Origin of the sequence: Pseudomonas sp. PA27(2017), from assembly GCF_001945445.1 — a bacterium.
GTDB lineage: Bacteria > Pseudomonadota > Gammaproteobacteria > Pseudomonadales > Pseudomonadaceae > Aquipseudomonas.
This window is the reverse complement of the sequence record NZ_MSXW01000003.1, coordinates 47,699-73,351: the sequence shown is the minus strand read 5'-3', so window position 1 is coordinate 73,351 and position 25,653 is coordinate 47,699. Positions and strand designations below refer to the sequence as shown.

General features: G+C 60.9%; 17 protein-coding genes. 5 read left to right on the top strand and 12 right to left on the bottom strand.

The features are described from left to right. Positions 1–9 precede the first annotated feature (9 nt). From BVH06_RS01390 to BVH06_RS01375, 4 genes are all read left to right on the top strand, one after another. Positions 10–3,744 (top strand): pilus assembly protein, encoded by a 3,735-nt coding sequence (locus tag BVH06_RS01390; RefSeq protein WP_083651818.1) that lies wholly within the window; start codon positions 10–12, stop codon positions 3,742–3,744. After that, positions 3,741–4,196 (top strand): type IV pilin protein, encoded by a 456-nt coding sequence (locus BVH06_RS01385; RefSeq protein ID WP_075932917.1) that lies wholly within the window; start codon positions 3,741–3,743, stop codon positions 4,194–4,196. Before BVH06_RS01390 ends, BVH06_RS01385 begins: the two co-directional genes overlap by 4 nt. 231 nt (positions 4,197–4,427) lie before the next feature. Further along, a complete protein-coding gene (locus BVH06_RS01380; RefSeq protein WP_075932916.1) occupies positions 4,428–8,189 on the top strand; it encodes a pilus assembly protein in 3,762 nt (1,253 codons plus the stop codon). Positions 8,190–8,386: 197 nt separating this feature from the next. After that, positions 8,387–9,130 (top strand): FadR/GntR family transcriptional regulator, encoded by a 744-nt coding sequence (locus BVH06_RS01375; RefSeq protein WP_075932915.1) that lies wholly within the window; start codon positions 8,387–8,389, stop codon positions 9,128–9,130. Positions 9,131–9,706: 576 nt separating this feature from the next. Here BVH06_RS01375 and BVH06_RS01370 read toward each other — a convergent pair. From BVH06_RS01370 to BVH06_RS01330, 9 genes are all read right to left on the bottom strand, one after another. After that, on the bottom strand, positions 9,707–10,441 hold the full coding sequence (locus BVH06_RS01370; protein ID WP_139315529.1) for an oligogalacturonate-specific porin KdgM family protein: 735 nt from the start codon (positions 10,439–10,441) through the stop codon (positions 9,707–9,709). 230 nt (positions 10,442–10,671) lie between these two features. Next, positions 10,672–11,436 (bottom strand): ABC transporter ATP-binding protein, encoded by a 765-nt coding sequence (locus BVH06_RS01365; protein ID WP_075932914.1) that lies wholly within the window; start codon positions 11,434–11,436, stop codon positions 10,672–10,674. A 10-nt stretch (positions 11,437–11,446) separates the two neighbouring features. Further along, positions 11,447–12,286, bottom strand: a complete 840-nt coding sequence (locus tag BVH06_RS01360) for an ABC transporter ATP-binding protein (RefSeq protein ID WP_075932913.1) — start codon at positions 12,284–12,286, stop codon at positions 11,447–11,449. Between the two features lie 9 nt (positions 12,287–12,295). Beyond that, positions 12,296–13,210 (bottom strand): ABC transporter permease, encoded by a 915-nt coding sequence (locus BVH06_RS01355; protein ID WP_075928835.1) that lies wholly within the window; start codon positions 13,208–13,210, stop codon positions 12,296–12,298. A gap of 57 nt (positions 13,211–13,267) precedes the next feature. Continuing rightward, positions 13,268–14,878, bottom strand: a complete 1,611-nt coding sequence (locus BVH06_RS01350; protein WP_075932912.1) for an ABC transporter substrate-binding protein — start codon at positions 14,876–14,878, stop codon at positions 13,268–13,270. 57 nt (positions 14,879–14,935) lie between these two features. Continuing rightward, the gene (locus BVH06_RS01345) at positions 14,936–15,973 is read right to left on the bottom strand and encodes an ABC transporter permease (protein ID WP_027903101.1); all 1,038 of its coding nucleotides are present in this window, start codon (positions 15,971–15,973) and stop codon (positions 14,936–14,938) included. 70 nt (positions 15,974–16,043) lie between these two features. Beyond that, positions 16,044–17,657 carry an ABC transporter substrate-binding protein gene (locus tag BVH06_RS01340; RefSeq protein WP_075932911.1) on the bottom strand — a complete coding sequence of 538 codons (1,614 nt, stop codon included), beginning with the start codon at positions 17,655–17,657 and terminating at the stop codon, positions 16,044–16,046. 67 nt (positions 17,658–17,724) lie between these two features. Beyond that, positions 17,725–18,879, bottom strand: a complete 1,155-nt coding sequence (locus BVH06_RS01335; protein ID WP_075932910.1) for a mandelate racemase family protein — start codon at positions 18,877–18,879, stop codon at positions 17,725–17,727. A 433-nt stretch (positions 18,880–19,312) separates the two neighbouring features. Further along, positions 19,313–19,471: a YqaE/Pmp3 family membrane protein gene (locus tag BVH06_RS01330; protein WP_070884503.1), complete on the bottom strand. Its 159-nt coding sequence runs from the start codon at positions 19,469–19,471 to the stop codon at positions 19,313–19,315. A 202-nt stretch (positions 19,472–19,673) separates the two neighbouring features. Here BVH06_RS01330 and BVH06_RS01325 point away from each other — a divergent pair, with 202 nt between their 5' ends. Continuing rightward, on the top strand, positions 19,674–20,228 hold the full coding sequence (locus BVH06_RS01325) for an NADPH-dependent FMN reductase (RefSeq protein ID WP_075932909.1): 555 nt from the start codon (positions 19,674–19,676) through the stop codon (positions 20,226–20,228). A gap of 276 nt (positions 20,229–20,504) precedes the next feature. Here BVH06_RS01325 and BVH06_RS01320 read toward each other — a convergent pair whose 3' ends face one another. The 3 genes from BVH06_RS01320 to BVH06_RS01310 form a co-directional block, all read right to left on the bottom strand. Beyond that, on the bottom strand, positions 20,505–22,280 hold the full coding sequence (locus BVH06_RS01320) for an acyl-CoA dehydrogenase C-terminal domain-containing protein (RefSeq protein ID WP_075932908.1): 1,776 nt from the start codon (positions 22,278–22,280) through the stop codon (positions 20,505–20,507). 94 nt (positions 22,281–22,374) lie between these two features. Further along, positions 22,375–23,667 (bottom strand): diguanylate cyclase, encoded by a 1,293-nt coding sequence (locus BVH06_RS01315; RefSeq protein WP_075932955.1) that lies wholly within the window; start codon positions 23,665–23,667, stop codon positions 22,375–22,377. Between the two features lie 141 nt (positions 23,668–23,808). After that, the gene (locus tag BVH06_RS01310) at positions 23,809–25,614 is read right to left on the bottom strand and encodes a phenylacyl-CoA dehydrogenase (RefSeq protein WP_075928829.1); all 1,806 of its coding nucleotides are present in this window, start codon (positions 25,612–25,614) and stop codon (positions 23,809–23,811) included. Positions 25,615–25,653 lie beyond the last annotated feature (39 nt).

Genomic DNA, 25,653 nt, shown 5'->3' with positions numbered 1-25,653 from the left:
GCCGGCATAATGAGTCACTCCAAACTTAACTTCAGCGTCAAATCGCTTTCCTGTGCCCTGTTTGGCTTTACGTTGCTGCATGGCGCCAACAGCTATGCCGCAGTGTCGCAAAGCCCATTGAGCCTGACAATTGGCGTTCCGCCCAACATGCTGCTGACCCTAGACAGCTCAGGCAGTATGCGTTGGGGTTTTGCACCGGATAATATCAGCGGCACTGGCCCTACGCGCCGAGGCAAGTCGAACACGTTCAATCCTATTTATTACAACCCGCTTGCAACTTACCCAACGCCGGTGACCTTCAACAGCAGCGGGTCGGAAGTTCGACAACCGCAAGAGTTTACCGATGCGCGCGTTAACGGCTACAAAAGCGACTTGGGAACGGTTGATCTGTCGACTGACTACAAAGTCAATTGGACCTATGCCGTCAATACAGGATTACCTACCCTTTACGGTATCTCCAACAACGATAACAGGCTCGCCAGAAACGCTGAAGCGGATTTCGCCCTTACTGTGACGAATGATCGCAATGGTTCTACCGTTACGCAGCAAAACTCCGCAAGCAACATTACCTTCAAGATTAGACGCACAGACTCGCGCAACAGTTCTAGTTGCACGGCAACAGCCAGCCATCCGAACTGGCCCAGCGAACTGACCGCAGACTGTGCTTGGCAAGGCTCGAACCAGTACAGGGCGAGCTTGGAGGAACGCGGAGTTCCCGCGTACTACTACACCTACAATTCGAATCAATCAGGGTGTACGTTAACAACGGAAAACTGTTACACCTTAAGCTTCATCACCAGCGAGTCGCAAAAATCCAACTTCGCCAATTGGTATTCATTTTACCGCAACCGTGCACTGGCGACGATCAGTGCGGCTAATGTCGCGTTTTACAACTTGTCGCCTACCGTTCGCTTGAGTTGGCAAACACTTTCGTCTGCCTGCGGCGACTTTGACGGCAGCGGTAGAGGCTGCAACAACAAGTTCCAGCCCTTCTCAGATGACCACAAGCGTGCACTCTATAACTGGATGCAGGACATCGCCTTTAGCGGCGGAACACCCCTGCCTGGGGCGATGATGCGCGCCGGCGAATTCTTCAAAACTGAAACGCCCTGGCAAAAAACTCCGTTCGGCTCGGGCAATACGAACGCCAATACCTATGCTTGTCGAGCCAGCTACCACATCGTGATGACGGATGGCGTTTGGGATACCCCAGTATCCCCGTCAGGGACGTTCTATCAGGATTCCTCGAACATCGACTTACCGGATGGTAAGAAATACACCGGCCAAGCTCCGTTCAAAGACAATACCGACCGAACGCTTGCTGATCTGGCCATGCATTATTGGGCAACTGACCTAAGATCGAACCTTGCCAACAAGGTTCCTACCTATATTCCTTTCAAGAGCGGTGATGACATAACTGATTATTGGGATCCACGTAACGATCCCGCCACTTGGCAGCACATGACCAACTTCGTGATGGGACTCGGTCTAACCCAATCTTTGTCAGCAACAGGGCTTCCATGGGAGGGTAGCACTCACACGGGCGCGGGCTATGATGCGCTGAAACGAGGGACCGGATCCTGGCCTGCGGCGACGAATGCCACGGGTAAGGTTTACGACCTTTGGCACGCCGCCATCAACTCGCGCGGCGACTTCTTCAGCGTCGACAGCCCGGAGGCGATGGTGCAGGCATTTGCCGACATTCTCTCTCGAATCGCTGATCGCAAGTCGACCGCTGCACGCCCAGCTATCAATTCCGGGCAGGTCAGTTCCGAGGAAAATGGCGAGACGTCAGTGAAGACGGTCTCTTATCAGACCTCCTACGCCAGTGACGATAACTGGTCCGGTGACGTAAAGCGCTTCGAGAAAAAATGGAACGCGACAACGAACTCAATGGAGACGACCGAAGTATGGAGCGCCAAGGCGAACGTACCAGGGCCTACGGCTCGTCGTATCAAGATTGCGGGCAGCGACAACTCAGGGCTTGCCGACTTCAACCTTAGCAACGCCGGCTCGGCCAGCTATTCCGGCATAACCCTGGCCACCTACCTCAACAGAGACCCGGAAAACGCCAACGCCGTCGACACCAAGGCCGCAGCCCGCATTAGCTACCTGCGAGGGGATCGCGCGGGGGAAGGCACTACCTATCGCCGACGCAGCGGCGTACTGGGTGACTTCTACTCTTCGACCCCCGCGGTGGTTCTGAATACACCAAGGTATCTGGAGCAATTCACCAATCGCCTCGAGGGCAATACGGCTTATACGACTTTCAAGAGCTCGATTGCCAGTCGTACTCCACGTGTCTACGTGGGCGGCAATGACGGGATGCTGCACGGCTTCAACGCGACCAGCGGCGTCGAAGAGTTTGCCTTCATTCCATCTGCTGTGTTTCCAAAGCTCAACAAGCTGACCGGCAGCAACTATACCCATGAGTTCTACGTTGAAGGCTCGCCCGTGGTAGCTGACGTCTATACCGGCTCAGAATGGCGCACTATTCTGGTCGGCACTTTGAAAGCGGGTGGCAAATCGGTATTCGCTCTGGATGTCACCACGCCTGGCCAGGAAAAACTGCTGTGGCAGTTCGATGAAAACAGTATCACTGCCAGCAACGCCGTAAAGCTGGGCTACACCTTCTCGCAACCGACCATCGCGCGCTTGCACACTGGTAAATGGGCTGTGGTATTCGGCAATGGCTACGAAAGCGCTGGTAACAGCAACGGCAAAGCAGCTCTCTTCATCGTCGACGCCATGGATGGATCGCTAGTAAGAAGTCTGGAGGTGCAGGGTGCCAACGGTGTGCCCAATGGCCTGTCTACCCCGAAACTTGGGGATTACAACGGTGACGGCACTGCCGACTACGCTTATGCCGGTGACTTGCAAGGCAATATGTGGCGCTTTGACCTGCTTCGTTCCAATCGCGACGAGACGGCTCCATTCAAAGTTACCAATAACGTCCCTGCCAGTAACTTCAGAGTTGGTTTTGGGGGCAATCCCTTGTTCAAGGCCAGTGCCGATAACGCCGGCACTCAACGTCAGGCAATCACGTCTGCGCCGAGTCTCGTTGCGCACCCTACCGGGGTTGGCTATCTAATTGTTTTCGGTACAGGCCGCTTCTATGACACAGGGGACAAGGAAGGCGACAAGAGCATGTCGCAGAGCGTGTATGGCATCTGGGACAAGGAAACACTGGGCGAGATTGCCAGCAATCCCAATATTTCTCGTTCGTCCCTACAGGCACAGACGATCACCAACACCACAACAGTCAGTGCCGATGGTGCCAGCATCCAGGGGAGAATCCTGAGCAACAACACTGTTCGCTGGCAACCCGCGCAAAACGGCCAAGGCGGAACGCTCCCGGCCCAGAATGGGTGGTATCTCAATCTCGTACGGGCAGATGGCGAAATGGTCGTGGAAAACATGTCTCAGCTTGGCCGTACAATATTCTTTCAATCATTGCTGCCCAATGACGACCCATGTGGCGATGGTGCGGCCAACTGGACATATGCCATCAACCCATTTAGCGGCGGTAGAACAACGCAGAAAGCATTCGATTACACTCCAACCACGGACGTGGGCACTCAGGTTGTTTCTGCCGTGCGCCAGGATGGTGAGGGCGGCGGTACCGTGTCGCAGAACTCGAACAATACATATCAGTACTGCACGGGCCAGTCGTGCACCAACATATACCCGGACCCAACCAGCATCGGTCGTCAGGCTTGGCGTCGCACAGAGGAAAAGGAATGAGCCGGTCAAGAAGTCATACGCAGGCAGCATGTCGTAGAAGCTGGCAAGCCGGCTTCACTCTGATTGAGGTGATGGTCGTCGTGGCCATCATCGGCATACTGGCAGCCATCGCGTATCCGAGTTACACCGAATACGTAAAACGCGGCAATCGCACGGAGGGCCAGGCATTACTAAGTGACGCGGCCGCTCGTCAGGAGCGCTATTTCAATCAGAACAATGCCTATGTCACGGCAGCGGCCGACATAGCAAAGTTGGGAATGAACCTTTCGAATAACAAATCGGCTACTGGAAAATATGTATTTTCCGTAAGCAAGGTCGATGGTGACGGCGGTTATACCCTGACAGCCACCCAGCAGTTCAGCGATACGAAATGTGGCAATCTCACGCTGACCGCAAACGGTGTCAAAGGAGCGACTGCTTCAGGGGCCAGTGCGAGCGATTGCTGGCGTTGACTCAATAATCTGCAACGAAAAACCGCGCTATGCGCGGTTTTTTTTGCCTACGATTTAACAGGCAACCCTCTCGAGCGGCATCAACGCGGCGCTATTCGTATTTAAAAACGCGAGCGAAGCCATGATGACTACTCGCTTTTCGAACGACGAGAGGTAGCTGAATCGGGCAGAACCATCTGCCCCAGGTACGACCCTATACCTAAGGAGCATGAGCAAGGGAGAGCTGGCAAAATGAAGCGAACCTTCAATGTTAAGACACTGCGCTACGTCATGTTGAGCGTTGCACTGTCAGGCGCCACAAGCGGTTTGGCAGCCGTTTCACAAAGCCCGCTGAGTCTGACAGTGGGCGTGCCTCCCAATATGTTGCTGACGCTCGATGACTCGGGAAGCATGCGCTGGGGGTTCGCACCAGATGGGTTAAGCGACGAGTCAGCTACCCGTCGAGCCAAATCCAGCGCCTATAATCCGATCTACTACAACCCCAATACCACTTATGCCGCTCCAGTGGTCTTCGACACATCGGGCAACGAACAGCCGCTGGCGACCACATTCACTCAGGCTTGGCATAACGGGTTCAGAACCTCCGTAGGCTCGGCAAACCTGAGTGGTGCAGGTTATCGGGTGGCGTGGGATGTGCCCATTACCACGGTTCCAGGAAGCACTAGCTACAACTATGGCGACGTCAGCAACTACGCTCAGCCGACAGGCACCGTCTCTAGGCTGGCCGATAACCCGAGCGCAGACTTCTCCGCCACGGTCAGCCTTAGCACGCTGTTCGCCACCCAGGCGACTTCACCTGGCGGTATCCAATTCACCATTACGCCGACTCTGATCGGGGTACTCGGCTGTACAGCGGTAGCCAGCTATCCAGGTATTTTTTCAGGCCTCACAGCCGACTGCACCAGAACAGCCAGCGGTTACACTGCATCACTGGTCAGACGACCAGTACCGGCTTACTACTACATTTATGATTCAAGCAGAGCCAACAATTGCACCTCGAACAACGACAATTGTTATGCCTTGCGCTTCGTCGCTAGCAACGAACAGGCTAACTTCGCGAACTGGTATTCCTTCTATCGCAATCGTGCGCTGTCGACCATCTCTGCTGCAGCGTTGGCTTTCTACAATCTGTCGCCTTCCGTTAGGCTAAGTTGGCAGGGACTAGGCCGCTGTACCACCTTCGATGGCAGTGACACCACGTATTGCCGCAACAACGCGTTCAAGGCCTATACCCCCGCACACAAAGGCCAGCTCTATGCGTGGTTACAGAATATTGCGTTCGATCAGAGCACCTATTTGCCGGCAGCAATGAAGCGTGCCGGTGAGTTCTACAGAACGACGGTTCCGTGGCAGGCATTTCCCAACGCGACCGGAACCAATACAACGCAGAACACCTACGCCTGCCGTGCGAGTTACCACATCATGATGACCGATGGGCAGTGGAATGAAGCGGCGAGCGCGCCAAGCAATTTCCGTCATGACGCTGCATCCTTCACGCTTCCGGATGGCAGAGCGTTCACGCAACGCGCCCCGTATTACGACAGTACGCCCAACACACTAGCGGATCTGGCCATGCACTATTGGGCCACTGACCTGAACCCTAACCTCGGCAACAACTTGCCCGCCTACCTGCCATTCAAAAGTGGCGATACCACAGCCGACTACTGGAACCCCCGCAACGACCCGGCTACTTGGCAGCACATGACCAATTTTACCATGGGGCTCGGGCTGACGCAGTCTCTAACCCAGAACAACATCCCATGGGGTGGTAGCACCTTTGCCGGAAGTGGCTACTCCGCGCTTGAAGCCGGAACGGCGTGGCCCGCGGCAGCAGCCAATGCCACCGATGCGAACGTCTACGACCTGTGGCACGCGGCAATCAACTCCCGGGGAGAGTTCTTCAGTGTCGACAGTCCAGAGGCCATGGTGCAAGCCTTCGCGGATATCCTCTCGCGCATCGCCGATCGGAAATCCAGTGCCGCCCGCCCGGCGATCAATTCTGGCCAGATCAGCTCCGACGAGAGTACGACTCAAACGGTTTCCTATCAGACCTCGTATGCCAGTGACGACAATTGGTCCGGAGACGTAAAACGCTTCGAAAAACGCTGGAATCCTCAAACCGATTCCATCGATACCGTCGAGGTTTGGAGTGCAAAAGCCAAGGTCCCAGGCTGGTCGCAACGGCGGATAAAGATCGCTGCCCCAACCAGCATCAGCAACAGCGGGCTTCAGGATCTAACGTCTGTCAATGCGCAGCTAACTCAATATGCGGGTACGACATTGCTCGCCTATCTGGCCAGAAATCCGGAAACCGGTCTTGTGGATAATTTGGCCGCGTCGCGCGTGGACTATCTGCGTGGCAATCGGACGGGTGAAGGCACCACGTTCCGACGTCGTAGCGGCCTATTGGGCGACTTTTACTCGTCGAGCCCTGCCGTTGTATCGGGCGCGCGCTACCTCGAACAGTTTTCCAATCGCCTGGAGGGCAATACGGCTTACACCACCTTCAAATCGGCCATCGCCAACCGTACTCCGCGCATCTATGTCGGTGGCAATGCCGGCATGCTGCACGGATTCAATGCGCTGACGGGAGTCGAAGAATTCGCCTTCATTCCATCCGCTGTGTTTCCCAAATTACATAAGCTGACAGGCTCCAACTATTCACATGAGTTCTATGTGGACGGCTCCCCTGTTGTCGGCGATGTTTACGACAGTGCAACCCGGCAATGGCGAACCATTCTGGTAGGCACGCTCAAAGCCGGCGGCAAATCCATATTCGCGCTGGATGTCACCACACCTGGCAGCGAAAAGCTTTTGTGGCAGTTCGATGAGAACAGCATCGCTACGGCCAACGCTGCAAAAATGGGGTATAGCTATTCACAGCCCACCATCGCCCGCTTGCACAACGGCAAGTGGGCAGTGGTGTTCGGCAATGGCTATGAAAGCGCGGGCAATACCAATGGCAAAGCAGCCCTTTTCATTCTGGATGCGATGCAGGGCACGCTGCTCAGAAGCCTCGAAGTTCAAGCCACGGCTGGCCTTGCCAATGGGTTATCCACGCCCAAGTTGGCCGATTACAACGCCGACGGTGTAGCCGATTATGCGTACGCAGGCGACCTGCAAGGGAATATGTGGCGCTTCGACCTGCTACGCAGTGGTCGTAGCAGCGCTGATCCGTTCACCACGACCGACGACGGCGATTCCGCGATAAGCCAATTCAAGGTCGGATTCGGTGGAAGCCCTCTGTTCAGAGCGACTGCAGATAATGGGGGGACTCAGCGCCAAGCCATTACGTCGGCTCCCAGTCTGATCGCTCATCCAACTGGAACGGGCTACCTAGTGGTGTTCGGAACGGGTCGTTTTTTCGACAGCGATGACAAGGACGGTGACAAGGGTATGCCGCAGTCTGTCTATGGCATCTGGGACAGGCAGACCTTGGGCGAAGTAGCTAGCAACCCGTCGATCAACCGCAGCAGCTTACAGCAGCAGACTGTGACGGATTCGGTAACGGCGACCGCCAGCGACGGAACGACCCGCCAAGCTCGCGTCATAAGTAATAACACGGTGCGCTGGCAGGCCACCACGGGTAGCTCTGCCCAGCCGGCACAAAACGGTTGGTACTTGAACCTGTCTCAAAGCGATGGAGAAATGGTCGTGGAAAACATGTCGCAGCTCGGCCGCACCATTCTCTTTCAATCGTTGACGCCCAACAGCGATCCCTGCGGGGACGGTGCCAGCAGCTGGAGTTATGCCATTAACCCCTTTACCGGAGGCAGAACCTCGCAGAGAGCTTTCGCTTACAGTGCGTCGAGCTCCTCTCCCGGCACGTCTATCATTTCAGCGGTTCGTCAAGACGGCGAGGGTGGCGGCACGCTTTCCCAGAACCCCGATGGCGGCTACCAATACTGCACCGGGCAAGAATGCGTAACCGTCTACCCAGACCCTTCCAGCATCGGCCGGCAAAGCTGGCGGCGGATCGAACAGCTTCAGTAAGAGCCTTTCCTCCCAGTAGCGCCCCCGTGCCCTGCCCAAGGCACGGGGGAACCGCACGGCGCCCGGCAAGGCTCTTTGCCCTATGCCTATCAAGCACTTGAGCAAAGGGACTGCTACTATCACTCCCTGTCATTCGATGCGACCAAATCGCCAGCATTGCGGTCGTATGCCGATAACGAAACAACAACGGATCGATGATGCAGGACAACCCGATTTGGACGCTTCCCCCGCGCAAGCAGCGCAGCCGTCTGGCTGAAGACCTGGTTGCGAAGATTTCCCAACACATGCGCGACGGCACCCTCAAGCGTGGCGAGAAGCTGCCGGCCGAGCTGGATATCATGCGTGCTGAAGGGGTCAGCCGTACGGTGGTGCGCGATGCGCTGTCGCGCCTGCAGGTCGCGGGTCTGGTGGAAACACGTCGTGGCGTGGGTACGTTCGTGTGCGATATGCCGGCGGCGCCGGAGCTCAAGCTTGGCCCGGCGACCATCAGTACCGCCGAGGACGTGCTGGAACTACTGGAGTTGCGCATGAGCCTGGAGGTGGCGGCGGTTGGCCTGGCGGCGCAGCGGCGCACGCCCGAGTCGCTGCAGGAGATTCGCGTGGCGCTGGATGCCATCCAGCAGGGCGCCGTGCAGCTGCCGGCAGGCCTGCCGATCAGTGCGGATTTTCAGTTCCATATCAAGATCGCCAAGGCGGCCGACAACCCGCACCTGCTCGATATCATGAAGCACCTGGGCGCCAAGCAGATTCCGCGCAACAAGTTCAACTCGGCCTACAAGGCCCACGAGGACGGCGAGGCCTACAAGGAAAACCTCAGCCTCGAACACGAGATGATCTACGACTCCATCGCCCGCGGCGACGTCGACTGCGCCCGGGCGGCCATGCAGTTGCACCTGATCAACAGCCGCGAGCGCCTGCTCAAGGCCCAGCGCCGCGCCTGAGCAGACGCATAGCGAGTCATCTCTCTGCAGAATGAATCGCACCGAAACGCCCGTACGCTGAATGGCCACTATCGCTACGCGCCGGGGCGGCGCTTTTACGGATCCGGGCTGGTGTGTGCAATCCGATGGAGCCCCGACCCGGCGCCGATCATGCCCCCAATGACCATCTGCCTTATCCCAAAAATACCAACGCTGGGGCTATAGCCAAGCCCCGGCGTTGGTTTGCGGTGGTCAGTTTCTTCTTGGGGGCCTGTTCACAATCTTTTTAGACGACATGAAAGAGGCTGTTTCAAGGCAGGAGCGGTCACTCAAACCAACCTGTGGGAGCCCCGACCTCGGGGCGAAACGATTGCAGCCTGACAGCCTATCGGCGGTGCCTGACTAATTCGCCGCGAGGTCGCGGCTCCCACAAAAACGGGCCAAGTTCTTAGGGTGGTTCAGGGTGCGTAGCTGACGCTTCGTCTGCGCGCCCCTATCCATCCCGAGGCCCGCACCTACAGTGGATCGGGGAACGGCCGCTCCCGCCACTCAGCTGCCAAAATCGACGAACCTGAGTTCAAGACCTTGAACAGGTTCTTACATGAAGTTGTACTGCACCCCGATGCGCCAGCGCAGTTGACGGTCGTCATCGGTCGCACTGACCTTGATATCGCCAATCTCGAAAAACGGCGCCCAGGATTTGTCCCATTTGTACTTCACGACCAGGTTCTGCTCGTAGTCGCTCTTCTTGTTGTCGTAGCGGATGTAGTCGGTCTTGAAGTGGATGTACTGGTACTCGTACGACAGCCTGCCCGCTGGCGTGTAGCCCAACCAGCCCTCGTAACGCTGGGTGTTGCGGTTGTCGGAGCCGCGGTCCGGCACCTCCTCGTCGATGCGGTCGCGGTTCAGTTTCAGGGCGTCGAAGCGGTAGCGGGCGGCGACGTAGAACTGGTCGTTCAGCCTGTGGGTATAGCGCACGCCGAACTTGTAGGTGGTGCCGTTCTCGTTGCTGTCCAGCTGGATGGCCGGCTGCCAGGTCGATACCGCATTGGGCTTGTACTGATAGCTGGTGGTCAGCTCGTGGCCGCTCGACACCGTGTTGTCGAAGGCGACGTCCTTGCGATCACCGGCGGTGCGGTACTTGAGCTCGCCCTCGAAGCCCCACCCATTGTCCATGCGATAGGACAGCTTGACCCGGTCGGCGTGCATGCGGTCGTCGTCCAGATACTGGTGACGGTAGTTGATCGAGGCGCTGTCGGCCCAGGCGCTACCGACGGCGGCGCTGGAAAGCAGGCAGGCGAGCAGACGCAGCGTGAGTGTTTTCTTGTTCATCGTGGTGACCTTCTTATTGTTTTCTATGGGTTGAATTTCGTGTTGCCTGGTTTCGGGCAAAGCGCCGCCCTGCAGCGCTGTGTCCGCATGTCTGGAATCACGGGGTGGGTAACGCGCAGGCGAGCCCGTGCCGCGGGCCTCGAGGCCCGTGTCGAAAAGTCAGCAGGGAGTTCGCGCTAACGCGTGGGTCGCCTCAGCCGCCACTTGGCAGCCGAGGTGCCGTCTGGCTATCAGGGGGGTGCGACGGCACCGATGTCGCGGCTGGCATCGACCAGCAACTGGGTGTAGGCATGCTTGGCGCGGTTCTGCGCCAGCAGCGCGGTGTCGAGGGTTTCGACGATGCGCCCGTGCTGCATGACCGCCACGCGGTCGCAGAGATGGGCGACCACGCCCAGGTCATGGGTGACCATCAGGTAGGTCAGGCCTTCCTGCTCGCGCAGGTCGGAGAGCAGGTTGAGAATCTCCGCCTGCACGGACACGTCCAGCGCCGAGGTCGGCTCGTCGAGCAGCAGCACGCGCGGCTCGAGAATCAAGGCGCGGGCGATGGCCACGCGCTGGCGCTGCCCACCGGACAACTGATGCGGGTAGCGATAGCGGAAGCTGTCATTCAGGCCGACCTTGTTGAGGATCGCGGTGACCCGATCGCCGCGGTTGCCGATGCCATGCACGGCGAGTGGTTCGCTGAGCGCCGAGTCGATGGTGTGCCGCGGGTGCAGCGAGCCGTAGGGGTCCTGGAAGACCATCTGCACCTGACGGAAATGCGCCAGGTCGAGCTTGTGGCGCAAACCGCGCCCGGCGATGCTCAGCTGCCCTTCCCAGTGCCGGTACTGCCCGGCCAGGCAACGCAGCACCGTGGTCTTGCCCGAGCCGGACTCGCCGACCAGGCCGAACGACTCGCCCTCCTCGACGCGCAGGGCAACGTCGTAGAGCACCTGACTGCGCGCCGCGCTGTCGCCGAAACTGAGGTTGAGTGAATCCACTTCGATCATGGCCATGGGGGGTTCCTCAATGAGTCAGCCAGAGGGGATCGCGCTGCAGGTTGGGCAGACGCGGACGGGGGCGATCGATGCTCGGCAATGCGGCCAGTAGGCCCTGGGTGTAGGGATGCATGGCGTTGTCCAGCTCGGCGGCGTCCAGTGCCTCGACCACACGGCCGGCGTACATCACCAGCACGCGGTCGCAGAAACTGCGCACCATGTTGAGGTCGTGGCTGATCAGGATCAGCCCCAGGTCGCGCTGGCTGACCAGCTCGTCGAGCACGCTGAGCACCTGGCGGCGCACCGAGACGTCGAGTGCCGAGGTCGGCTCGTCGGCGACGATGATGTCGGGGTCGGTAATCACCATCATGGCGATCATGATGCGCTGCGCCATGCCGCCCGACACCTCGTGCGGGTAGAGCCCGTACACCCGTTGCGGATCACGGATGTGCACCTTGTCGAGCATGTCCAGCACCCGCTCGCGGGCGTCGGCCTTGCTGGCGCGGTGGTGCGCCAGGTAGGCCTCGGCGATCTGCTCGCCGACGCGTACCACCGGGTTCAGCGAGTACTTGGGATCCTGCATGATCATCGAGATGCGCTTGCCACGAATCGCCTGCACCTGTTTCTCGCTGGCGGTCAGCAGGTCGACGTCGCCCAGGGTCATGGCCTTGGCGGTGATCCGCGCACTGGCCGGGTGCAGACGCAGCAGGCTGCGGCCCACGGTGGATTTGCCCGAGCCGGATTCGCCGACGATGGCCAGCTTCTCGCGGCCGAGGCTGAAGGAGACGTTGCGCACTGCATCGACCTCCTTGCGGCCACTGGTGAAGCGCACGCAGAGATCCTGCACGTCGAGTTTGATCGCAGACATGCTGCCTCCTTAATTGCTGCGCGGGTCGAGGACGTCGCGCAGACCGTCACCCAACAGGTTGAACGCCAGGCTGACCAGCATGATGGTTGCCCCCGGAACGGCTACCAGCCACCAACACTCGAGCATGTAACGACGCCCGGTGGAAATCATCGCACCCCACTCCGGCAGCGGCGCCTGGGCGCCCAGGCCGAGAAAGCCCAGGGCAGCGGCGGTGAGAATGATGCTGGCCATGTTCATGGTCAGGCGGATGATCACCGACGACAGGCACATGGGCATGATGTGACGCAGGATGATGCGCGGCGACGAGGCGCCCTGCAGCTGCACGGCGACCACGAAGTCGGCGTTGCGTAGCGACAGGGTTTCCGCCCGGGCCAGACGGGCGATCGGTGGCCAGGAGGTCAGCGCGATGGCAATCACCGCGTGCTCCAGGCCTGGGCCCAGGGCGGCGATGAAGGCCAGCGCCAGCACCAGGCTGGGGAACGAAATGAAGATGTCGGTGATGCGCATGAAAAGCGCGTCGACGAAGCCGCCGAAGTAGCCGGAAACGGTGCCGATCAACAGGCCGATAGGACCGACGATGATGGTCACCAGGGCAATGATGTACAGGGTGATGCGCGAGCCGTAGACCAGCCGGCTGAACACGTCGCGGCCGAACTCGTCGGTGCCGAACCAGTGCGCCGCGCTCGGTGCCTGCAGGGCGTTGCCGAGGTTCTGCACGATGGGGTCGTGGGTGGCGATCAACGGTGCGAAGGCCGCCACCAGCACCAGCAGCGCCACCACGGCGGAGCCCATCAGCGTCATGGGGTTGCGCAGCAGGTGCTGCATGACCCGCACGCTGCTCAGACGGAACGCCTGGAACGCGGAGACCGGCGCCTGGCCGTTCGCCCGTTTCAGGGATGAAGATGAAGAGATGTTGGCAATCATCGTATGCCTCCGTTACTCGATTCGCTCGGTACCGGGCGCAGTGCTGCGCCCGATCGCTCAACGCTGCTTGTACACACCCAGGTAACGCGTCGCCTCGGCATCGGCGCCCTGGAATCCCTTGACGTCGGCCGCGCTGACCACCGGATCGGTCATCTGCGAGATCATCATGATCGGCCCCGCCAGCTCGTCGTAACGCTGCTGCACGCGGTGGTACATGCTCAGCTTGGCGGCTTCGTCACGCTCCACCCCGAGCTTGTCGATCAGGCCGTTGAGTTCGGCGTCCTGGAAGGCCGTGCGCCAGCCCTGGAAGTTGGCGATGCCGGCATCATCGCGGTTGTCCGGGTTGTAGACGAAGGTGCGCAGGCTGAAATACGGATGCGGATAACGCTCGGCGCCGCGGGCCACGATGATCTCGAAGTTGCGCGCACGCATGGCGCCGTACACCTGGTTGCCGGTGCCGGTGATGATGCTCGCCTGGATGCCGGCCTGGGCCAGGGTCGACTGCAGGCTGGCGGCGATATTCACGAACGGCGGCTCGGCCAGGGTGCGGATGGTGGTCTTGAAGCCCTGCGGGTGGCCGGCCTCGGCCAGCAGTTTCTTGGCGGCCTCGACGTCCAGTGTGTAGCCAGGATCCGGCAGGCGCGCCTCCAAACCCAGCTGCATCGGCTGCTGGTTGAGCTTGCCGTAATAAGGCATCACCACCTTGTCCAGGCCCTGGTAGTCGATCAGCGAGCGCACGGCCTTGCGCACACGAATGTCATCGAACGGCGCCGACTTCATGCTCATCGCCACGTAATACATAGTGCCGCGCGGCAGGGTCTGGATCTGCATCTGGCCCTTGGCAGCCAGCGCCTGGACGTCGGAGGCGGCCATGCCGTAGCCCATGTCCAGGTCACCGCGCTCGAGCATCAGGCGAAGCGACTGCGACTCGGTGATATGACGGATCAGCACGCGTTTGAGCTTGCTGGCGCCGCCCCAGTAATCGGCGAATGCGGTCATCACCAGGGTGTCGTTGGCGCGCCAGGCGCTGAGGGTGAACGGGCCGCTGCCAGCTTCGTTGGTCACCAGCCAGGCGGCGCCGAGGTCGCCGTTCTTCTCGTGCTCGAGCACGGTCTTGCGATCCAGCACCACGGCGCTTGGCGAGGTGGCCAGGGTGTCGATCATCAGCAGCGGGTCGGTCGGCTGCGGCAGGTCGATGACCAGGGTCGATTCGTCGCTGGCGCGGATCAACTGCTGAATGTTGTCCAGCGTGTAGCCGTAGGCCTTCCAGGTGGTGGCCAGGCCGTAGTTGAGCTTGAGCACGCGATACAGCGACCAGGCCACGTCTTCGGCGGTGACCGGATTGCCGGAATGGAAACGCGCGTCGCTGCGCAGGTGGAAGGTCAGTTGGCGACCGTCCTCGCTGACTTCCCAGCGCTCGGCCAGTTGCGGCACGTGCTCGTCGGGGCTGCCGTCCTTGCGCAGGATCAGCGTGTCGTACAGGTTGGCATTGATGCCCGAGGCATCCAGCCCCGGTGCGTTGGCCGGGTCGATGGAGAACAGGTTGGCCATGCTCATGCCGACGATCAGTTGATCGTCTGGCGTCTTGGCCTGGGCGTTCAGCAGTGGAGCGGCGCACAGCAGCGCACCGAGTACCGCGCTCAGCACGGTGGAGCGAAACGATTTCATGCGGATATCCCTATTTTGTAATTATTGAAGGGCTGCAATCGATTGGTGGGTATCAGGTCAGCGGGTGCGCGGATCGAACACCTTGTACAGGGCATCGCTGAGCAGGTTGAGGCCGACGAAGATGAAGCCGATCACCAGCACGCACCCCATCACCGCATTCATGTCGCCGAGCAGCAGGCTGCTGGTCAGGTACTGGCCGAAGCCGGGCCAGGCGAACACCGTCTCGATCAGCACCGCGCCTTCGAGTAGCGAGCCGTAGGCAAGCGCCACCACGGTGAGCAACTGCACGAGAATGTTGCGGAAGGCATGGCCCCAGATCACCTTGCGCCGCGACAGGCCCTTGACCCGGGCGGTGAGGATGTATTCCTGGGACAGCTGCTCGAGCATGAAGCTGCGCGTCATGCGGCTGATGTAGGCCACCGAGTTGAGGCCCAGGATCAGTGCCGGCAGGAGGATGTGCTTGAGCGCGCTGGAGAAGGCTTCCCAGTCGCCGGCGATGGCGCTGTCGATCAGCAGCATGCCGGTTACCGACGGCACCATGCCGTCGTACGCCAGGTCGATGCGCCCTGCCCCGCCGGCCCATCCGAGCCAGGCGTAGAACACCAGAAGGCCCATCATGCCCAGCCAGAAGATCGGCGTGGAGTAACCGAACAGGGTGACCACGCGGGCCAGGTGATCGCCGATGCGCCCCTGGTTGGCAGCGGCGAACACGCCCAGCGGTAGGCCGATCACCACGCCGAAGATGATCGCCAGGGTGGCCAACTCGATGGTCGCCGGGAACACCCGGGCGATGTCCTCGATCACCGGATGGCCGGTGAGCAGCGCGTTGCCGAAATTGCCCTGGGCCAGGTCGCGCAGGTAATAGCCGAACTGCACCAGCAGTGGTCGGTCGAGGCCCATGGCCTGATAGACCTGGTCATAGGTGGAGCTATCGGCATCCGGGCCGACCACCGCCAGCACCGGGTCCAGAGGCATCACGCGGCCGATGAAGAAGGTCATGGCCAAGAGGCCCAGCAGGGTCATCAGCACCGCACCGAAACGGCGTGAGGTGCCGCCCATCCGCGTGCCGAAGAAAGACGCAGTCGAAGCAAACATGAGGAGCTCCCGATTGATCGCAGCGAGTTCGTGTCCGTGTCGCATCGGGCGGCCTGAGCCGCCCGGCGGCTCAACGATCCTTGTGCACATCCTTGTAGCGCGTGGTCGCCGCGCTGTGACCGACGTAGCCGACCACATCGTGGTAGATCACCACCGTGTCGGTCATCTGCGAGATCGGCATGATGGCGCCAACCTGCTCGTCGTAGAGATTCTGAAACTGGTGATACAGCTCCAGTTGCTTCTGCTTGTCCGGTTCCACTTCGGCCTGCTCGATCAGCGCGTTGAGCTCCGGGCTGTGGAACGAGGTGCGCCAGCCCTGGAAGTTGCTCAGCTTGGCTTCGTCGCGGTTATCCGGGTTGTACACCAGGGTGCGTAGACTGGAGTGCGGGTGCCGCTCGGCACCGCCGCCGCCGCGGCCGACGATGATGTCGAAGGTGCGCTCGCGCATGGAGCCGTACACCTGGGTGCCGGTACCGGTGACGATGCGTGCCTTGATGCCGGCCTGGGCCAGGGTCGACTGCAGGCTGGAGGCGATATTGATGAACGGGGGTTCGGCGAGCACGCGAATGGTGGTCTGGAAACCATCCGGGTAGCCGGCCTCGGCGAGCAACTTCTTGGCTTCCTCGACGTTCAGGCGATAGCCCGGATCATCCAGGCGCGCCGGCAGGCCGAGCGGCATCGGGCGCTGGTTGAGGGTGCCGTAGTGCGGCATCACCACATCGTTGATGCCCTGGTAGTCGATCAGCGAGCGAACCGCCTTGCGCACGCGGGCGTCGGCGAACATCGGCTGCTTGGTGCTCAGCGCCACGTAGTAAAGGGTGCCGCGCTGCACGGTCTGGGTCTTGACCTTGTCCGAGCTGCTCAGTGCGGTGATGTCCGGTGCCGACATGCCACGGGCGATGTCCAGGTCACCCCGCTCGACCATCAGGCGCAGCGACTGCGACTCGGTCATGTTGCGCATCACCACGCGCTTGAGCTTGGCCGGGCCACCCCAGTAATCCTCGAAACGGGTCATCAGAATCACGTCGTTGGCGCGCCAGGCGTTGAGCACGAACGGCCCGCTGCCCGCTGCGTTGGTGGTCAGCCAGGCGCCGCCCATGTCGCCATTCTTGTCGTGCTTGAGCACCTCTTTCTTGTCGAGGATGAAGGCACTGGGCGAGGTGGCCAGGGTATTGAGCACCAGCATCGGGTCGGTCGGGCGAGCCAGTTCGATCACCACGGTGTGGTCGTCGGTCGCACGGATCTGCTGTTCGACGTTATCGGCGGTGAAGCCGTAGGCCTTCCAGGTCGAGGCCAGCGCCAGGTTGAGCTTGAGCACGCGCTGCAGCGACCAGATCACGTCCCGGGCGGTCAGCTCGTTACCGGAGTGGAACTTGACGCCGCTGCGCAAGTGGAAGGTCAGCGTCTTGTGGTCGTCGCTGATCTCCCAGCGCTCGGCCAGGGCCGGCACCAGGGTGTCCGGCGCGGAAGCGTCCTGCACCAGCAGCATGTCGTACAGGTTGGCGTTGACCTCGGAAACGTCCAGGCCAGTGGCGGCGGCCGGATCGAGGGACAACAGGTTGATCATGCTCATGCCGACGATGAGCTGGTCGGCAGGCGTCTTGGCCTGCACCGCGGTGGCGGTGCCCAGTGCCAGGGTGGCGGCCAGCAGGCCCGCCAGCAGATGCGGAAGTGGTTTGATCATGAGACGGCCTTCTTATATTTATTCGACTCAGAAACGGCGCAGCCGCGCACGGCTGCGCAGAGGTGCATCAATAGCGATTGACGGTGTTGGTCTCGATGTAGGCGAAGTTGATGTCCTCGCCGAGGCCCGGGCGATCCGGCAGGTGCACGTAGCCGTCGCGGTCCATCGGGTCGACGATGCTGTTCAGGTAGGCCGGCACGTCGTCGTATTCGAGGAACGGGTGCAGCAGGCCGCGCTCGTACCAGTCGCAGTTCTTGATCGCACCGACCACCGCCAGGTTGGCTGCACCGTTACCGTGGATCTCGCAGTGCATGCCGTAGGCTTCGGCCAGGTGCGCGACCTTCAAGCACGGCGCAATACCGCCGACCCCGGCCACACCGGCGCGCAGAATGTCACAGGCGCCCTGCCCGACCCAGCTGGCACGGCTCATGTACTTGCCGCCGAGGGATTCCGGGCCCAGTACCGGGATGTCCAGGTTGGCCGCCAGCCACGCATAGGACTCGGCGGACTCCTCCATCATCGGCTCTTCGAACCAGGCGAAGTCGAGCTTCTCCAGCTCACGGCCGATATACAGCGCGTCGGTACGGCTGTACCAGTGATAGCCGTCGAGCATCAGCGCGATATCCGGGCCGACCGCCTCGCGCACCGCGGCGCAGGCGCGCACGTCCATCTTAGGGTCTGGCGCGAAGGAGATCGGCGGCATCCAAGTGTGCAGCTTGATCGCCTTGTAGCCACGGGCAACCAGGTGCTCGGCGAAGCGGCCGTACTCCTCTGGGGTCGACAGGCCGCCCGGCAGGTCGTCACCACACATGGTCGACCCATAGGCCAGCACCTTGTCGCGATAGCCGCCGATGAGCTTGTGCACCGGCTGCTTGAACTTGCGACCGGCCCAGTCCCACAGCGCCTGCTCGACCAGCGCCAGAGCGCGGTCGGTCAACTGACTGGCACTGCCGCGCTGCCAATGGGCCAGGTCCTGCCAGATCTTCTCGCGGTCCAGGGCGTTCTGACCGATCAGCACCTTGCGCACGAAGCTGTCGATGATGTGTGGGCGAATCAGTTCGGGCGCCCCGAACGCATAGCCTTCAGTGCCATCCTCAGTAGCGACGCGCAGCATGGCCATCTTGGCCAGCGACTCTTCGCCCGGATGGGCGTGGCCGGCCGCGTCGACGCTGCGGCGGGTGGGGTAGGTGAAAACCTCGACATTGACCTGAGTGATCTTCATTGAACGCGCCTTGGATCTTGTGATTATTTGAGTGGCCCGATGTATGTTGTCATACAGCGAATAAGCAGATAATTGCCGTTATCCCGAACGCTGTCAAGAAGCTGTAAAGAAGAAAAATGGGGCTTATCTGCCCATCAAATGGCCATCACCATCACTCTAAAAAGCGTCTAAACAACACTAAAAAACAAATAAAAACAGCCATTTAAGTAAACTATACCCGCACACTCGAAGCCACACATGAAATGTGGAAAAGCTGAAGAAAAACAGTCCAAGGCGTGAATCTTCCATCTGCATACGGCGATGCGGAAGTCTCACCAAGCACGCCAAAAAGGAACAACTCAGGAAGGTTGTCATACAGCAACAGCACGGCAGATATTTTCTGCAGGCAATAAAAAACCGCGCACAGTGCGCGGTTCTTGTAAACGCCTGAACGTCAGCGCTTGGCGATGATGTACACGGCATGAATGATGCCCGGAAAGTAACCAAGCAACGTCAGCAGGATGTTCAGCCAGAAGGCGCCAGCGAAGCCGACCTGCAGGAAAACCCCCAACGGCGGGAGAAGAATGGCGATCAGAATGCGGATCAGATCCATGATGGTAGTCCTATTAGTGGGCCCAACCGGGCGTTACCCCACAATCGACTGGTGCCGGCAACATCCGGTTCCAGAAAAATCGCATGCTCACCGCCGCCACATCGCGTGCCAGACAGGCTCATGAGCTTTCCTAACGTCGAACGGAGTCTATAGTGTGCTAGCCCTGTCTATAACAGCTCCAACCCTTTCCAGGAGAGTTTCCATGAGCAAAACGTACAACGTGGCCGTACTGGTCGGCAGCCTGCGCAAGGCGTCGATCAACCGCAAGCTGGCTCTGGCACTTGCCGACCTCGCGCCGCAGCACCTGAAACTGTCGATCGTCGAAATCGGCGACCTGCCGCTGTACAACGAGGACATCGACGTCGATCCGGCACCGGCCGCTTACACCACCTTTCGCAACGCGCTCAAAGCCGCTGACGCCGTACTGTTCGTGACCCCCGAATACAATCGCTCGATTCCCGCACCAATGAAGAACGCCGTGGATGTCGCCTCGCGGCCTTATGGGCAGAGTGCCCTGAGCGGCAAGCCGGCCGGTGTGGTCAGCGCCTCGCCAGGCGCCATCGGAGGCTTCGGCGCCAATCACCAGCTGCGCCAGGCCCTGGTGTTTCTTGACATGCCGGTACTGCAACAGCCCGAGGCCTACCTGGGCGGCGCCGGTAACTTCTTCGATGAAAGTGGCAAGCTGAACGACAACATCAAGCCCTTTCTGCAGAAGTACATCGACACCTTCGCCGCGTGGGTGGAAAAGACCGCCTGACGCCAATACCGCAAGAGCCCATCCGGGCTCTTGCCGCAGCGACTCACGGACATTTTCGTCGCGCAAAAAGAAAACCCCGCCGAGGCGGGGTTTTACAGACTTGAACCTGACATCCTTGATCAGCGCGCCATCCTGGCAGCGTCCCACGTATCCCTGTCTGTTCAGTGCGCTTCCTGCGCTAAGTCCTTGAAGTGAAGATTACGCCTGGCGCGCGAAGGCCAATAGTGGCCAAAGGCAGAACTGCGTGTAAGCATTCGCCTACACGCGGCCCGCACCTCAGAATTGCTCGGCCGCCAGCAGATAAAGGCTGTCGCTACCTGCGCTCACCGAAGCATTCAGCGAGTGGATGCGCGGCAGCAAGCGCGCGAAGTAGAACCGTGCGGTGCCCAGCTTGCTGACATAGAAATCATCCTGCCCTTCCTTGCCCTGCGCCACCTTGGCCATCTTCGCCCACATGTAGGCGTAAGCGGTGTAGCCGAACAGATGCAGGTACTCCACCGAAGCGGCACCGATCTCATTGGGATTGACCCGCGCACGCTCGAGCAATGCCTGAGTCTGCATCTCCAGAATGTCCACGGCCTCCAGCAGCGGCGCCTTGAACTCCTCGGCCAGCGCCTCGTCGCTGGCGAAGGCCCGCACCTCTTCGGTGAAGTGCCGGCAGAACGCGCCGCCACTGCCGACGATCTTGCGGCCGACCAGATCCAGCGCCTGAATGCCGTTGGTGCCTTCGTAGATCTGCGTGATGCGGCAGTCGCGAACCAGCTGCTCCTGGCCCCATTCGCGCACGTAACCGTGACCACCGAACACCTGCTGGCCGTGGATGGTGGTCTCCAACCCCAGGTCGGTAAGGAAGGCCTTGGCCACGGGGGTCAGCAGCGCCACCAGCTCTTCGGCGCGCTTGCGGGTGGCTTCGTCTTCGCTGTACTTGGCGGTGTCGAGCTGCAGGGCCACGTAGCTGGAGAAAGCGCGGCCGCCCTCGTTGAACGCCTTCATGGTCAGCAGCATGCGGCGCACGTCCGGGTGCACGATGATCGGATCGGCCGCCTTGTCCTTGGCCACCGCACCGGTCGGCGCGCGGCTCTGGATACGCTCACGGGCGTACTCGATGGCACTCTGGTAGGAGCGCTCGCCGGTAGAAAGCCCCTGGATGCCGACGCCCAGGCGCTCGTAGTTCATCATGGTGAACATCGCTGCCAGGCCGCGATTCGGCGCATCGATGATGTAGCCGGTGGCGCCATCGAAGTTCATCACGCAGGTGCTCGAGGCCTTGATGCCCATCTTGTGTTCGATCGAGCCGCAGGAAACCGCGTTGCGCTCGCCCAGCGAACCGTCGGCATTGACCATGAACTTGGGCACCAGAAACAGCGAAATGCCCTTGGGCCCGGCTGGTGCATCCGGCAGTTTGGCCAGCACCAGGTGGATGATGTTCTCGGTCAGGTCGTGCTCACCACCGGTGATGAAGATCTTGGTGCCGCTGACCTTGTAGCTGCCGTCGGCCTGGGGTTCGGCCTTGGTGCGGATGATGCCCAGGTCGGTGCCGGCATGGGGTTCGGTCAGGCACATCGAGCCGGCCCAGACGCCGGCATACATGTTCGGCAGGTAGGCCTGCTTGAGTTCTTCGCTGGCATGGGCGTTGATAGACAGGCAGGCACCGGCGGTGAGCATCGGGTAGAGACCGAAGGACAGACTGGACGAATTGACCATTTCCTCGACCTGGGCGGAAATCACCTTGGGCATCCCCATGCCGCCGAACTGCGGGTCACCACCCACGCCAACCCAGCCGCCCTCGGCGTAGGCCTGGTAGGCCTCGAGGAAGCCAGCCGGCGTGCGCACTTCATGATTGGCCCAGGTGCAGCCCTCTTCGTCGCTGCCGCGGTTCAAGGGGGCGATCATGCCGGCGGTGATCTTGCCCGCCTCTTCGAGGATCGCATTGGCGGTTTCCTCGTCGACGACCTCGGCCAGGGCAGGCAGCTGCGCCCAGAGTCTGGAAACCTGGAAAACCTCGTTGAGCACGAAGCGCATGTCACGCAGGGGGGCTTTGTAGTCGGCCATGGGAAGTCCTCGGTAGCACGGTCAGAAGCCGAGTCTAGCCCAACAACTTTTCAGACACATAGGGTCGTGTCGTGACCGATCAACCACTGATCGGTCAGCTGGCTTCAGCCTTCAGTTTCACCGCCCCACGACGGCGCTGCGCCTGGCTGCTCACGCAGTTGCGCCCGGCGCTCTTGGCGCCATAAAGCGCCTTGTCCGCGGCCTTGAGCACCGCCTCCACGCTGCGGTGCTCAAGGCCGGGCTGGGCCACGCCGATGCTCACCGTCACCGACACCTGGGACGCTCCCGAGCCGGCCCTGCGCTGGCGTCCGACCTTGTCGTCAGCCGGACGTTGCTGACGATCGCGTAACTGGATCTGGTAGCGCTCGACCGCCTGGCGTACAGCCTCCAGGTGCGGCAGGCACTGCTCGATTTCCTTGCCGGGAAACACCAGGGTGAATTCCTCACCACCGTAGCGGTACACCTTGCCGCCGCCGCCCACCTTGCGCAGCTGGCTGGCCACCACGCGCAGCACCTGGTCGCCAACGTCATGACCGTGGGTGTCATTGAATTTCTTGAAGTGATCGACGTCGGCCATGGCGATCACGTAATTGCGCCCCAGGCGCTGCAGGCGCTCGTTCAGAGCGCGGCGCCCGGGCAACCCGGTCAGCTCGTCGCGAAACGCCATCTGGTAAGCCTCATGGGCTACGCCGACGACGATCATCAGCATTACCACGCTGGACATCACCTGCAGCGCGTGGGGCTGGATGAAGGTGTTGGGCAGCATCCAGAAGAGCGCCAGCGCACCCATCAGCTGTACGGCATGCACGGGACGGGGCGTGCGCAGGTACTGGACCAGCAACGCGGTGATCACCAGCAGGAACACCGGGTACGCCAGTTGCACCAGGCTCATCCACTCGGCATGCAGCGACGGCCAGCGAATCACCGACAGCCATTGTTCCAATCCGTGTGGATAACGCCGCGCGAGCGCTGCGGCTACCCCGCCGACGGCCAGCAGCACGGCGCCCCGGGCGACCAGATCCTGGATCAGGTGGGTGCGCTCGCGCCACAACGCAAACAAGCCGTAGAGCGCGGGCAGCAACAGGCTGCTGAGGTGAAAGACCAGCGCCGCGTCGTCGCGCACCCGGCCGAACTCACGGTAGTAATCGGCCTGTTCGTCGAGCAGAAAGTAACCCAGGTAGAGCACCAGCAACATGAACAGCTCGCGCTGGCGGCCGTAGACCATGCAGAAGGTGCCGCCGAGCAACAGCAGCGAGGTAGGCAGCACGTTGAACAGCGAGGTGAAGAAGTCGGTCAGGGTCGGCAATGTCGCGGCCAGCAGGCCACCGCCAAGCAGCAGCAATGCCGGCAGAAAATGCCCCAGGCGCAACGCGACGAGACGCGGCAAGACCAGCTCCGCCATGACCAGAAAGAGACTGGCATTTTGCCTGTAATTGGCCGCCGACGCACGCCGCGCCTGCCGGGAGCGTGCGCTGGCCCCATAAAAAACCGCGGCACTGGGCCGCGGTTCGGTTTACCACTCGCGCGATCAGTAGCTGAGGGCGAAATCCTCTTCGCTCATGTCCATCAGGCTGCTGGCGCCGGCCAGCATGGCCGCTACGTGAGTGCGGGTGCGCGGCAGGATGCGCGCGTAGTAGAACTGCGCAGTCTGCAGTTTGGCCTTGTAGAACGCCTGGTCACCTTCACCGGAAGCGATCTTCTCGGCCGCCACGCGCGCCATGTCGGCCCAGAAGTAGGCCAGGCAGACGTAACCGGAATACATCAGGTAGTCGACCGAAGCGGCACCGACTTCCTCACGATCCTTCATGGCGGCCATACCGATCTTCATGGTGACCTCGCCCCACTCCTTGTTGAGCTTGGCCAGCGGCTCGACGAACGCCTTGAGCGCCTCAACGCCCTCGTTGGCCTGGCAGAACTTGTGGACGATCTTGGTGAAGCCCTTGAGCGCTTCGCCCTGGGTCATCAGCACCTTGCGGCCCAACAGGTCGAGAGCCTGAACACCGGTGGTGCCTTCGTACATCATCGAGATACGGCAATCGCGCAGGTTCTGCTCCATGCCCCACTCGCTGATGAAACCGTGGCCGCCATAGACCTGCATACCATGGGACGCGGATTCGAAACCCACCTCGGTCATGAACGCCTTGGCGATCGGGGTAAGAAAAGCCATCAGGCCATCCGCGGTTTTCTTCTGCTCTTCATCCTGGCTGTGCTTGAGGATGTCCACCTGCTTGGCGGTGAAGTAGACCATCGCCCGGTTGCCTTCGGCGAACGCCTTCATGGTCAACAGCATGCGGCGCACGTCCGGATGCACGATGATCGGGTCGGCGGCTTTTTCCGGGGCTTTCGGGCCGGTCAGCGAACGCATCTGCAGGCGCTCACGGGCGTACTTGATGGCGCCCTGGAAACCCAGCTCGGCATGGGCCAGGCCCTGCAGGGCGGTACCCAGGCGTGCGGTGTTCATGAAGGTGAACATGCAGTTCAGGCCCTTGTTCGGCGGGCCGATCAGAAAGCCCGTGGCCGAATCGAAGTTCATCACGCAGGTGGCGTTACCGTGGATGCCCATCTTGTGCTCGATGGAACCGCAGGTCACGCCATTGCGCTCGCCCACGCCGCCTTCAGCGTTGGGCAGGAACTTGGGCACGATGAACAGAGAGATCCCCTTGGTGCCGGCCGGCGCATCGGGCAGGCGAGCCAGGACGATATGGACGATGTTGTCGGCCATGTCGTGTTCACCCGCGGAGATGAAGATCTTGGTGCCTGAAATGCTGTAGGAACCATCGGCCTTCGGCTCGGCCTTGGTGCGCAGCATGCCCAGGTCGGTGCCGCAATGCGGCTCGGTCAGGCACATGGTGCCGGTCCACTCGCCGGATACCAGCTTGGTCAGGTAGGTGTGCTGCTGCTCTTCGGTGCCGTGGGCGGAAATGGTGTTCATCGCACCGTGGGACAGGCCCGGGTACATGCCCCACGACCAGTTGGCAGTGCCGACCATTTCGCTGACCGCCAGGCCCAGGGATTCCGGCAGGCCCTGACCACCGTGTTCGACGTCATGGGCGAGGCTCGGCCAGCCGCCTTCGACGAACTGCTTGTAGGCTTCCTTGAAGCCGGTCGGCGTCTTCACGCCGGATTCGCTCCAGGTGCAGCCTTCGGTGTCGCCCACGCGGTTCAGGGGAGAGAGCACCTGCTCGCAGAACTTGGCGCCTTCTTCGAGGATCGCGTCGACCATGTCTGGCGTGGCGTCCTGGCAGCCGGGCAGGCTCTGGTAATGCGCGTCATAGCCGAGCAGCTCGTCACGTACGAAACGGATATCGCGCAAGGGGGCCTTGTATTCAGGCATAGCGGGTACCTCTGCGGGTGGTCTCTTTTGTTTGGGATG